This is a genomic window from Segetibacter sp. 3557_3 (assembly GCF_004354985.1).
Taxonomy (GTDB): domain Bacteria; phylum Bacteroidota; class Bacteroidia; order Chitinophagales; family Chitinophagaceae; genus Segetibacter.
This window is the reverse complement of record NZ_SMSK01000031.1, coordinates 19,666-32,233: the sequence shown is the minus strand read 5'-3', so window position 1 is coordinate 32,233 and position 12,568 is coordinate 19,666. Positions and strand designations below refer to the sequence as shown.

Sequence of the window (12,568 nt, the reverse complement as noted above, 5' to 3'; positions counted from 1 at the left end):
CCCTAATATATCACGCTTCCAGCCAAACCGCGCGCCGCGACAGAAAATAATATTCTACTGTCAATATCCGCATTATACTAAAACTAGTACAAATTTAAAAAATAGTTTATTAAAAACAAAAGCCTAATAACAATATATTGTTGAGTATAGAGACATTTTCAATATAATTTGTAAACTTTGTTATATTATCTATATTATTCTTTCCTCCATGAGAAGATCAAGATTTTTAAACCTGGTCAGGGAAGTAATTAGTCTAAATCATTTGAGCTACAGTACCGAGAAGACTTACGTGGATTGAATTTACCGCTTTATCCTCTTTTATAATAAAAAAAACCCGAAGAAATGAGCGCAAAAGAGGTAGGACAATTCCTTACCTATTTGACCGTTAAAAGAAAGGTATCGGCATCCACACAGAACCAGGCGCTGAATGCCCTTGCTTTTTTATACAAAACGTAGTAGAAATTCAGCCGTGGGAACCTGATTTTAAGCACGCAAGAGTAGGAGAGCGCTTGCCGGTTGTGTTTAGCCGTGAGGAAGTAAAAAAAGTATTGTCCCATCTTGAGGGCGAAATTCATCTTATGGCGTCACTCTTATACGGAAGTGGGTTGCGCCTGGCCGAATGTTTAACATTGCGCATAAAGGACATAGACTTTGAACTCGGTGGAATCGTTGTCCGGAGCGGCAAAGGCGATAACGATCAAAGTACCTTATGGCCACACGTGTTAATACCTTCATTGAAAAGGCAGATTGAAAAGACAAAGATCAAATTGGAAGAAAACCAGTCGGTAGCAGGATTTTCCGGAGCCTCTATTCCCGAAGCGTTAGAAAGAAAATATCCGTACGCACCCATGGAATTGAACTGGCAATACTTTTTCATCTCCAAAGACCTCGCCCTCGATCCCCGTTCAGGAAAATTGAAACAGCATCATCATCATGAAAGTTTTTTGCAATAAGAAGTAAAAGAAGCAATCAAAAAGGCTCAAATAAACAAAAATGCATCCTGCCATCCTTTTCGCCATTCCTTTGCAACTCATTTACTGGAAGATGGATATAATATCCGGATCGTACAAGAGCTACTTGGTCAGAAACATATCCGGACTACTATTGTATATACGCATGTTGTTAATAGAGATAAATTCAAGGTGCGGAGTCCGCTTGATGAATGGACTTATCTGCAAAAGGCTGCTCATAACAAGAGCTCTCTTAGGTAAGCAGCAGTAACAGCCTGATAGACTTTTATTCCCTTTACTTCTGCAAATAATGTTGCGGAATGTTGAACGCAGGTAGTAACAATTTCTCTGTGTGCAAATGCTTTGCTTATGCTTTGATCCTGCTTATTGCTGTAACGGCTTTGCCATTTATGGAAGGTAGACTTGCCGATAATGTGCTGATCACAGAATGACTGTATGCTCAGGCCAGATGTCGCAAACGCTTCCAGCAGTAATTTTATCTCACCCACAGTGCGACGTTTAACCCGACGCTTCATTATACTTTGTTCCATTAACGCAAAACTATCTCTGCCGCTCTTTGCAAACTATGTGTACTTGGCCGGAGGGTTACTGTGAACGTAAGGAAGAATTCTTACTGGCCATTCCACTTATCAACCAGCGATGTCGAGCTTGTAATGGTAAGGTTTAGAGAAGCGTATCGTCAGTTTACTGGGACTGCCTTGCTTGAAACTGCAGTGAGTTTCTCAGACAGAGAATGCCGAGAGATTCACGTACTTGAGACGCGCGCTGCAGAGAATCTAACAATGAGAAAAGTTATACAGTTGTATGGGTGGAATTAAAGTGTGTCAATTGCTACGCTTAGAATTCCTCGCATTACTGCTGCATCGTTCCTTTTTCAGCTATTCGTTTTCCAGAACGTCCTACACTCATTCCTACTGATATCCATCAGACCACACATGCAGAAGTCACCAAAATCGTAGCGCGACAAATCGGCCTACCGTCCCCTAGCTATTCATTCCGTATGCTCCTTCCTATTCTGGTTGAGCCGGGCCGGAGGATGAGCGTGAAAAACCCCAAGTCCGTCATCCTTCTTAACGAAACTCGTGAGCAGGTTTTTAACAAATTGCACCGAAGTCTTTCTGGTGGCCGTCTAATTCCAGAGAAACAAAAGAAGGAAGGTGGCCAACCGCATTCTTGTTCTTCTTCAAAATCGCAGAGGTTCTTCAATGTCCCGGCGAGACAACACATATGTATCGAGAATGTGTTACTGGCGCATCACTCTGTAGTGAGTGTAAGCGAAAATACATACCGAGTCTCGTGGATAAAATATATACATTGCCTGTCGTATAGATTGCAATAACGCTCTAATGTATATACAAGGTTGTTTTTTTCGTCTTGGCTACGAGCGGTAAAGCACAAATGTATTGGAGCTATGTGGCAACAAGATCAAGAAGCGCCGCTCGTCAATGCCCGTCTTAGCCACCCACTATCGCTCGTTCTTGGGATATACAAACTCTTCCATATCTGATTTTTGCGCAAAATCTACTCATTTCCATTATTCTCACCGCAACTTGTCTAATTTAGTCGATCGATGATTTTCAATTTACCATCTTTATTCACTCTTGCAGGTTTACGAACAATAGCTATTTCAAAATCGATTATTAATACACAAGCAAGGTATAATTCTCCTTCCATCATTCCTTGGGTATCAACTAAGACTTCGTTTTGGGGAAAGATTGAACGATCGCCTTTGATTTCCCAATAACGGGCGACTGATCTCATTTTATATTCTGCCTTTAACAGGCCGTCCCAGCTATGTTGGATTGTGGGCCAATGTATCAAAAACGCGCTTTTTTCTTCATCATAACTGAAATCAGCTTCTTTCAAGTACTCACTTGTGTCCTTGTTCACCATACAATTAGGGCAATTTATTACAATTCTGGTGGGAAGCGTCTTGCTATCCATTTGATAGCGCCACCTCGTAGCCGGGCATCCACAATTTGGGCATGAAACTTTTGAAGGCTCCCAATTATCAGGGCTTGAGAAAAGATTGACCAACTCAAAATAGTTCTGCCGAAAAAACTCACTAATTAGATAATTTAATTCTATTGGTTTATTATTAGATCTGGCAAAAAGATCCAATTGGTATTTTCCAATTTCAGCAACAATTTTCTTTGCTAGTGTTTTTAGTTTCCCTTTGTGATGGTAAATAGAAAAATTAAAATATAGATTTAAGAAATTGAGAGCAGAAAATTCTCGTTCTCTAAAGAGTGTTTTCTTCTTTTTATTCGCCATTGATAAATATATTCTTGGTGTTGAAGGTAGTTTGCATTCAGGATCCCCTAAAATACCAAACTGGATATCATATTTTAGTGCATTCTCGGAAAGGTTAAATTGTGCAACTGATTGACCGATAGTTTGGCCTTTAAGTATTTCTGTGATTAGTGGCTCGATTAAATCCGGATTTGTTTGAATGATCTTCCAAGTGATGACTATAGCTCCAAGGTAGGTGCTGTTCATTAATTGAATTGCTATCTGCCAAGAAGGGTTTATTCTATTTGGTGAGAATCGAATACCAAAACAACTATTCAATATCAATATGCGGGCTTTTAACTTTTCTGGCGATAATAGTAAATCATTTTTTAATGCATTTTCCATTTTCTGGTTTAATCGGTAACAGTATGAATTAACCACGCAAAATGGTGGGTTAGAAGGGGCATTATCGCCCAATGGTGATAGTGATTTTATTGGACAAAGAGTAAAGGGACTAAGTTTCATATCGAGTCCATCGGAATGAGCGAATATATTCAAAATGGCAGGAGGCTTTTCCAAAGTTTTCTTGATTGTATCCTTCGGTGTCGAATAACCAATAACAGAATGAAAGGAATTTTGAGGAAATAACGTCTTGATATCTGGATACCAATCAATTCTGTCTATCGAAGCTATATTATTCCAATAAAGAGTAGCTGACTTCAATAATGCCTGTCTTCTTAAACCCGCTAAATTATGAGAGTAGATAAAGCCTACGTTCCCCCCGTTATTAAGAGGATCATAAAAAGCATCCAAAATTTCATAACTCAGATCACTTTGCAAGCCTAAAATAACAGCACTATTGTACCCTTTAAATGCCCTTATTGGATCATTAGTTATAATAAATTCTCTAAAAGTGAGATGGGCGTACAACTTTGCAATAGTGCTGCAATCTTTCCAAGCGATAACTATACCCCTGTCTTGTATTATTTTACTTCTTTTTTTTACGAACCCTTCTTCTACGAATTGCAATTTACCCTCAAAGACGTTTGCAAGATTCCGCAAACTATATTCTTCCTTATCATCTAGTACTGGCCATACTGGAAAATCATTGAATAATAAGATTTCATCTTTAAATTTAATATTTCGCGTAAAATAGATCATTGTCAAAGGATTGATTGCAGGTAATAAAAGTTAAAAGCCCAAATAATTTAACTGAGATGGTTTAGTTTTTACGGATAGTTAATAACTGATGTTACGCAGCGCCAAAATCCCGCGCTGCAGTTTTGATTTCATGAAGTTCCCTGAAGGCGGCCTTAATAGCGGCGTTGTAAAGTTTGGTTTTTAGGGCGAAGTGGTGAAGCGAAGTGGTGAACTTGCGCTTTTCCAATTTGACGTAAGTTAAAATGGAAGCGAACAAGTGGTTGCTTTGGGTTCTGATAGTTCTGGTTGGGACTTGGCTAATGCTGTGTTTTGTTTGATGCTTTTGTGCTACTCCTCGACGCTCCACCGTTTTTTGAAGAGCTTATCGAATTGCTCGCAGGTCATCGTCAAGTCATTGGACACCACCAGTAGAGTTGCCTTTGTTTTTAAAGACCTGCTTGGCCAAAACGACTGGGAATTCCAGGTCTTTGAGCCAAACCTTAATGGGTGTGTGCTCTGGTATCATCAATTCTTCAAGCGCTGTCCAACGAACAGCATTTCGATCTTCTTCACTCAAAACAGCCAAGGGGTTGCTTTTCATGTCGAAGATGAAAATCTTCTTTTAATGCACTAATCGCAGGTTTTCAGATGGAACAAACCAAGAATCACCCAAAAGGTAGATAAATTTAACCTGATCTTGGATACATCGGTTAATCATCTAGCACATCAGTTCATTCTTTGTCACTACAATTCTCGCGTTTCTCCTTCCGTGTTTTGAAGTCGCAATACCACACCGGTTTGCGGATGGGCTTAACTCCAATAGGTACGCGAAGCGGCACATCTTGGTCCGGGGCGGGGCTATGATAAAAAGCGGTCAACAGGTTGATGCCTTTGATATAGCGTTGTTTACTATGATCCCAATGCCGGGTAATCATAGCGTTCTCGTCAGTGTATTCTTTTTCGGCGATACGGTCATCAATAATCAAAACGCCTTCTTCGCTCTTGACTTGACGCACCAAAGGCTTGGCGTGTTGCCAAAGTTCAAACGCTTGCTACGCTTGCCGAAGGCAGCAGGATTAACTCCGTAGCGGGCGTATAAGGTTTAAAGGGAGAGACTGTTTTAAAATGGTTTAGGCGGGTGTATATTCAGATGGTAATTTGACCACCCATTCAGGTCAAACTTTACTACCCTTAGTTCGAGTTTAGCCAAATGCAATAAATAGAGAACTCCCCAGAAGTGCTTAAATTTGAGATCACGACAAATCAAATTTATGATCACATTATCGAAATAGTTCTCCGATCAAATGTTAGTATTTGCGCCGTTATTTAGCAAAAGGTCTTTAAACATGCGAAGGTTTTAGTGGCCGGTTGTCTGTTGGTAGTTGGCCGCCGGACAGTTTGCAGTGCCTTACAAGCAGTTGGGTTAAGCGATGAGCGACGGTTTCACAAATACCACCGGGTGCTCGCTGGTGCGCACGGAAGTGTGCACGGTTATTGCTTCTATTGGTGGTATCCCGCTTTGCCAAGGAGGGAGAGGACTTGGTTTTCGGCATTGACGAGACTATCGAACGCTGACGGGGATAAAAGATCAAAGCCAAAGGATTTATCGGAATTCGGTTGGATCCAGTAAAAGCCATATGGTCAAGTGTATCGGTTTTCGTTGGATGAATTTATTGCTAAACTCTAAACCATGGAAAACAAAATTTTCAAACATGTTCTTACACAGAGGGTTACCTAGTCAGAGTCAAAATCGAGGGAATATTAGGGTTGTATAGGCGGAGGAAGAAATAACCAATTCCTGCGTTCCCTTGCATAAGGCTGGGGTCTTCACCTGAGATTGCCCCAATATCAAATGCTCGATCAAGAGCTCGAGTGTACTCTAACGCGGAATTTGCGACCCTTAGGGCAAGCAACGCCCAATCAGACTCTGATGATTTTAAGGATTGATGTCCGTACAATAATATCTCCGAGTTGCCTGTTAAACCGTGGCATAAGCAGTAATCACAATGCCCATGATCCAACCAATTCTTTGTACTCTCATATGACCTTTGAAGAGCTGATATTGCTTCAGCCTTATAATTAGGCTGATGAAGAAGATCATTGGCAAGAAGCCACGAAAGTGCATCCCCCGAGGGACCATGGCACCATCCAAAAAAGTTAAAATCATGGCCATTTTCTGATATTTTAGTGGCTTCAATTCCCGGTAACTCACTCCCTTCGACAATTAAATTATTTGGCCAATATATTTTGTTTTCAAGTGCTTGTTGAGCATATTTACAATATTTAGAGTTACCTGAAATGCGATAGAGTGTAAGTAGAGCGAAAACAATTCCTAGGGACCCATGCGAAAATCCCGTTAGATTTATACCGGCAAATCCGTGAGTTGTTCTCTTGATACTATTCTCAACTGATTTTTCTGCTGAATCCAAAATCTCATCTCCGAGTATTAACGCAAAATCTAAAAAACGTTGATCCTTGTGGATATCAGCTAGAAGTATAGTTGCGACAATAGCTCCGGCTTTGCCTAAAAGCCAATCATCACAACTATTTTGTCGATTCTTATGAACTATCTGAGTCCAAATGTCAATTGAAGCTTTCAATAATTCTTCGGAATTAAATATCTCTCCAATTTTAGCCGCTGCTAATGCAATTCCCAAGTTTCCAGCATATGCACTTATATTCAAGTGATCAGGAATTGTGTCGACCTTTGAAATGGCTTGACGGATTGCTCCCAAAGCAGTGGTTCGAAAACGTGATTCTTGAGTATTTGCATATAGATGAGCGAGAAAGAGCGCTACCCCACTAGTTCCAGAGTAAAGATCCGGACTAAGGTTACTAGTAAAGAACCTAGACTTTTTGCCTTGAGAGGATCTACCCGAAGCTAACCAGTTACACCGCTGTTCATGCCAAACAGCATTTCGAGTAAGGCGAATTCCAATCTGCGATGCTGCATTAAGAAAATCAATAGATGAGGCATCTCTCGATACACTAGGAATTGCGCCCTTTCCAACTTGGAAATCGTTAAAAGGTGTTCCGTAGTCGTCACGTGAAACACTATTCAAGTAAGGGATGTCCAAGGAAAGTCCTTGTTCTTGAAAATGCCTTTCTATCTCACGGAAACGTCCGGAAAGAGTTTTTATGTTATGCATTTCTGCACTAACAATTGCTTTCGCCATAATGGCGCACCTATTTTCCCCAAAACTGATCCCTCCTTTAGGACTTTCTGCTAGACCAATACCCCATCCTATCCATTTCGTGAAAGCTGGATTATTTTTCCCTAAATGAGGTCTGAGACTCTCAATGTAAGGAGTAAGAAGCTTTGAGATAAGCGAAAAATCTTTCTTTAATATGATGAGTACAACTGAATCGCATCTCCATTGCAACTCCGGTCCGGTATGCACCTTAAGGATGAAAGGATGAGCAATTTTGTTCAACTCTGTAGTAACAATTTTTAAAAAATTGAAAGAACCTTCGAGATCGAGATTCAAATATATTCGCACAAACCAATGGTTGTTTCCAGGAGGAAAACTGATTTCGCTAAGAGCTGTGTAATACCCAGGGGAGAAATCGAACAAACCATTCGGCCCTTTTAATTGCACTGTTGTTTGACTTTTTATACTATGGTTTTCAGAAATTTCTTCTCGATGTACTGATATGCGAAGGCCCTTGTTCTCTATTATAACGATACCGTTGTTAAAGGACTCAATGACTGTCCAACCCTTATGCCAAGATTCTAGCCCTTGATTGGCCATTGGAAGTTGCTGGTAAAGAAAAGTTTTTTCTATGCCCGCTATTGAATTATTTAATAGACGTAAATCCGTTGCTTCACCCATACAATAGAAACCTCTATAAAGCCATTCACTTAAAATTCGGATGAGATAAGCATGCTTTGTTTTAGGCAATAAGGATTGCCTCACTTCCTCAGGTATTTGGGGATAAGCAACTCCAAACCAGCTGAAGTTTGTATCAGAAAGAATCTGAGTCGATTCAATAGCTTTTTCTAGTCTATCTTTCCAATTCATATTAGTAGTTAAGTGTGAATTCCAAATAGATAGGTAGCCGCATCTTTTGGCTTTTGAATTATATTCAAACTAACCTGGATTAAAGCAGTCGCATGGATCGATAGTTCGTTAGATCGACGCATTTTTTCAAAGACAGTTTGAATTAGTCGAGCTGAGGTGTACATCATGGATAGATGGAGTAGTTTTTCGGTATCGGCTCCTTTAATGCCAAAGTGCCTAATATATGTATCCCAAAATGCCCGCGCAAGGAGGTGAACATTTTCAATTGGAAAGTCGGTAAGATCTAGAAGTCTATTATCCTCTAAAAGTTCTTCTGCGAATTGGAGAGACTCTAACCAATTGGTAAGTCCATCATGAAAAATTGAGCCGACATCCCAGCTTGGATCACCTAACCGGGCTAGTTCCCAGTCTATTAACATTAAAATATTACCATCATTGGAATTTATATGATTTGTAGGCACCAAGATATTATTTGAACGGATATCAAAATGTATTAATGCGGACGTCTTCCATAAATTTCTGAGGTTAGTAAAGATTCGGCTGAAATCAGGAATACTCTGTATCATTCGAACCATTTGCTTTATAGCACCAGTCATGCTCCAATATATGTTTGTAGTAGGTTCATGAATTGATAGAACCCATGGAGCATTGCTTGATTTGAGAGCGGTCCTTTTATTTTCAGGGACTTTTAATTGATGCAAAACTGAGAGAGCTTCACCTAATTCTACTCCAAGCAATATTGGATCAATATTCGATTTCTTCCCTTCTAGTAATGGCCGCCTGTTCTTTAAAAGTTCCAATATAAGGATGGAGTTCCGGGTATCGTAATGGTATAGCTTAGGAATTCGATTTGATAAAGGATTTAGCGCTTTAGTGTGGATTAACCTATACACTAATGCTTCATTTTCCAGGGCCTTAGACTTATTTTGATCAGTGCCAATCTTAACAAAGTATGATGGGCCATACTCGGGTTCGATTTTGTAAGAACAATGTCTATGTGAAGATTCACTTAAATCAACACAGCCATTTACAAGTTGGTCAGCATCGAGTAAACCGAGAGACATTAAATGAGAAATCAAAGCATTTTGATTTAGCATTTAGAATGTTTAGAATGTTTGTAAATAAATATGTCCTTGGATAGTTTTGGGACTATATTTAGTTTTCCTTTTACCTTCCCTATAAAGCAAGATAAATATTGAGTTCGATTTTTCACACATCCATCTGCACCCTTTCTCCAGATATTTTACAGCTATAGCGTTTACTGTACTCACGCTTAATCTTCAAAAAACGGACATCTTTCCGAAGTAGAACCTTGTGAATAGTAGCCAGCGAGAATTTGATAGCATGTAGACGCAGTAACTCCGTTTGAATGCGTCTGGCGCCCAAACGGAGTTACTGCGTCGCATGGCCAATATCAATTGTTCTTCCCGATCTAAGACTTTGCTAATGGAGAGTGCTTCGGTGGCCAATGCATCGATACTTCCCGCCGCATAACGCTTTACCCATTTTCTCAAGGTTGGTCTGCTAAGTCCACACACAACTTCTCTCCGGGGTTGTGTTCGATGGGTTAATAGGCCTGTGCAAGGCCCAAATGTTCGCGTAGATATTGGAACAATTGGGTCTTGCACAGGCCTGCCCCTCGTTTACTGTATCCAGTTTAAAGTAGAAATTCTGGTTTAGATATTCAAATGCATTATCTGTTCATCAAACAGTATATCCATCACCGAAATGTCGCCTGAATCCTTCAGCATACATTTCTTAATAGTACCAAAAAGGAGGAGTGCCCGAAAACAAGCAGACATTTAGTACCAAAAACGACAAAATAGCAATGGTTTGCTACCACTTGGCAACAATTATAACAGATGCAATAGGAGATACACCACAAATAACCCAAGTGGGCAAACTAAAACTAATACTAAAACCTAAAGAAACAGGCTTATATATTATTACTCCATCACTTCTTTGTTGAACAACATTAGAAAGAAGATCTCCTTGTAAAAATTTAGCAGCCCCCTGTTTCGCTCTATCTGAAATCTTGAACTCCAATTCCGCACCGGGCTTTACATACAATTCTGTCCCCTCAATAGTAGGTTTACTTTGCGCTTTCCGACCTAACTTCCCTGTAGCGTTTCTACCGGTAAGTATATCTTTTTCATTAATAATGAAATACAGGTCTAGACTTTCGTTCATATAAAGGTGTACAGTATCAGGTTTCTTTCCTTTACCAACTAGGCCAAATAACCTTTTTGTAGGCAGGATTTGAGAAGGATCTTGCACTAACTCATCATTTACCCATTTAGTATTAATATTTTTTGGTAGCATGACAGTTAATTTTTTAATTTGTTAAGAAAACTCACCTTTGAAATTTCGGTATTGTCCCAGAGGTGTTGATTTAATCCGAAGAAACAAATATTGATCAATGAGCCCATTCATAGTGTAATGAATGACAATCAATTTTGAGAAAAAGAAGATTTTACGGGCAAGCCGCTTGATTCAATTTCGAAATGTATGATGCTTTCGTTCCAGGGTTTATCGTAACAACGATAGCGTCGTGCACCTTTTTTCGTCCAACCATGCCGCTTAACCTGCTCTGCTTTCCTACAACGTGGGGAGATTATCGTTCCGTATACCCTGTCACAAAACTACAACTTCAACACCTTTTAGGCACTACTAAAATTTCATATGCCAAGTGAAGATATTTTCATTTTGGGTATAATCCAAGTAGAAATCGAAAAAAATTTAGGGTATTACAATACCTAATCGGCTTACTGCAGGGCTGGCATTTATTATACGTCCAACTGTAACAAAAGCTGATTGAAAATATACAGTTGAAGATAAATACAAAAGCCGAATTATATCCTCCAGCTGGAACTAAAGCTCAATGAATTTCTAGTGAAGAAAATTTATTGGTCCCGCCAGCCTTGCGGTAAACCGGATGTTAGAAGTATCACGAAGACTGCACCTTTTTACCTAAATAATAAAGGAGTTTGTCTAATTTATATTTATACTCAACCAGATCTTTTGGATTTGCTCGCTCGTGGATTCTCCCTAAACCAATCTCTAGAAGCTATCAATAGGCCATCCTTGTCTGAATTATAGTTTTTTTTAGAGCGAATATTGCTAATGTTTTTTTCATGTTTGGAGCTTAACTGTGACAGCTGAAACGCTCTCAGAACATGTCGATCTACAATAGGTTCAGAATCATCGGCGAGACTGCGTCCGAACTGATGAAATACAAACGGAGAACTGGCTTTTAGAGGCTCTTTTGCGGAAATACCTTTTGCAATATGTTGAAGTCGATCTATATGTCCATTTTTCAAGAGAGTCGCATTTAATAGTCTGGATAGAGTGTTGAGTTTGGAAAACCTGGCTAGATTCAGTGTGTATTCGGAAGTCAATATTCCATTCTCAGTTAATTGTTGGACTTCTTCTGGGCTGATTTGAAAATTTAAGATAGGATATTTCTTTCTGAATTCAATGAAATCGAGATCTATACCTTCACTGGTAAGAATTGCATTTAGTGTAGCCAAACAAGGTTCATTCTTCAGTAGAGTAAAAATGTGGTCGATTTTTTCCTTTATCTGTTTTGGTGACATTTTCGTACTGCTAACGTGTTCGGCTTACTGCAGGGCTGGCAGTTATGAAATGTCCGCCTTTAAGAAAAGTCGATTGAAAATCTGCAGTTGAAGATAAATGCAAAAGCTGAATAATATCCTTCAGCTGGAACTACAGATCAATAGAATTCCTAATGAAGAAAATAATTCGTCCCCCCAGCCTTGCAGTAAACCGGCTGTTCTGGGCCGCCATTTAGCACTATAAGTATTTCGCCAACTTGGAGGAGCACCTAATTTATTTTTTTATTGAAGCCGCCCAGCTGAAGCTGATTGAAAAATCAAAGTATCGGAGTGGGAAACTGTCGCACTTTATTTATTTTAAAAGCTGTTAAAACGAGTACAGTTTTATTCTTCTGCTGAAACCGCCCAACCGAAGCCGATGGAAAAACCAACGTATCGAATTGGGCCGAGTGCCCAATTTTGATTTGGAACCGTGGAAACGCGTACAGATTTATCCGTTGGCTGATGCCGCCCAACAAAAGCCGATTGAAAAACCAATTTATCGGAGTAGGTCAAGTGTCACACTTTTCATTTTGCAACCTTAGGAACGCGTACAGATTTATTCGTCTGTCGAAGCCGCTCAACTAAA

10 protein-coding genes and 2 pseudogenes are annotated in these 12,568 nt (G+C 39.7%); 3 read left to right on the top strand and 9 right to left on the bottom strand.

Features of this window, described 5'->3' with window-relative positions:
- Nucleotides 1–339: 339 nt before the first annotated feature.
- The 3 genes and pseudogenes from EXU57_RS25500 to EXU57_RS25490 form a co-directional block, all read left to right on the top strand.
- Nucleotides 340–456, top strand: a pseudogene (locus EXU57_RS25500) (phage integrase N-terminal SAM-like domain-containing protein); the annotation flags it as partial.
- A gap of 62 nt (nucleotides 457–518) precedes the next feature.
- Complete coding sequence (locus EXU57_RS25495; RefSeq protein WP_262708575.1) at nucleotides 519–953, top strand: tyrosine-type recombinase/integrase; 435 nt, start codon at nucleotides 519–521, stop codon at nucleotides 951–953.
- 15 nt (nucleotides 954–968) lie between these two features.
- A complete protein-coding gene (locus EXU57_RS25490) occupies nucleotides 969–1,211 on the top strand; it encodes a tyrosine-type recombinase/integrase (protein ID WP_207955597.1) in 243 nt (80 codons plus the stop codon).
- Here the strand turns inward: EXU57_RS25490 and tnpA are convergent.
- The 9 genes and pseudogenes from tnpA to EXU57_RS24555 form a co-directional block, all read right to left on the bottom strand.
- Nucleotides 1,187–1,501: an IS66 family insertion sequence element accessory protein TnpA gene (tnpA, locus tag EXU57_RS24590; RefSeq protein WP_133270926.1), complete on the bottom strand. Its 315-nt coding sequence runs from the start codon at nucleotides 1,499–1,501 to the stop codon at nucleotides 1,187–1,189. The two genes, EXU57_RS25490 and tnpA, sit on opposite strands and share 25 nt — an antisense overlap.
- 1,024 nt (nucleotides 1,502–2,525) lie before the next feature.
- Nucleotides 2,526–4,364 (bottom strand): hypothetical protein, encoded by a 1,839-nt coding sequence (locus EXU57_RS24585; RefSeq protein WP_133270925.1) that lies wholly within the window; start codon nucleotides 4,362–4,364, stop codon nucleotides 2,526–2,528.
- 391 nt (nucleotides 4,365–4,755) lie between these two features.
- Nucleotides 4,756–4,944, bottom strand: coding sequence for a hypothetical protein (locus EXU57_RS24580; protein WP_133270924.1), 189 nt, complete (start codon nucleotides 4,942–4,944; stop codon nucleotides 4,756–4,758).
- A gap of 130 nt (nucleotides 4,945–5,074) precedes the next feature.
- On the bottom strand, nucleotides 5,075–5,359 hold the full coding sequence (locus EXU57_RS24575) for a hypothetical protein (RefSeq protein ID WP_165958296.1): 285 nt from the start codon (nucleotides 5,357–5,359) through the stop codon (nucleotides 5,075–5,077).
- A 714-nt stretch (nucleotides 5,360–6,073) separates the two neighbouring features.
- Nucleotides 6,074–8,365: a lanthionine synthetase LanC family protein gene (locus EXU57_RS24570; RefSeq protein ID WP_133270922.1), complete on the bottom strand. Its 2,292-nt coding sequence runs from the start codon at nucleotides 8,363–8,365 to the stop codon at nucleotides 6,074–6,076.
- Between the two features lie 8 nt (nucleotides 8,366–8,373).
- Complete coding sequence (locus tag EXU57_RS24565) at nucleotides 8,374–9,462, bottom strand: phosphotransferase family protein (RefSeq protein ID WP_133270921.1); 1,089 nt, start codon at nucleotides 9,460–9,462, stop codon at nucleotides 8,374–8,376.
- Nucleotides 9,463–9,663: 201 nt separating this feature from the next.
- Nucleotides 9,664–9,789 (bottom strand): annotated as a pseudogene (locus EXU57_RS26030) (IS481 family transposase); the annotation flags it as partial.
- A gap of 412 nt (nucleotides 9,790–10,201) precedes the next feature.
- Nucleotides 10,202–10,687, bottom strand: coding sequence for a hypothetical protein (locus EXU57_RS24560; protein WP_133270920.1), 486 nt, complete (start codon nucleotides 10,685–10,687; stop codon nucleotides 10,202–10,204).
- 686 nt (nucleotides 10,688–11,373) lie between these two features.
- Nucleotides 11,374–11,961: a hypothetical protein gene (locus EXU57_RS24555; protein WP_133270919.1), complete on the bottom strand. Its 588-nt coding sequence runs from the start codon at nucleotides 11,959–11,961 to the stop codon at nucleotides 11,374–11,376.
- Between the last annotated feature and the right edge of the window lie 607 nt (nucleotides 11,962–12,568).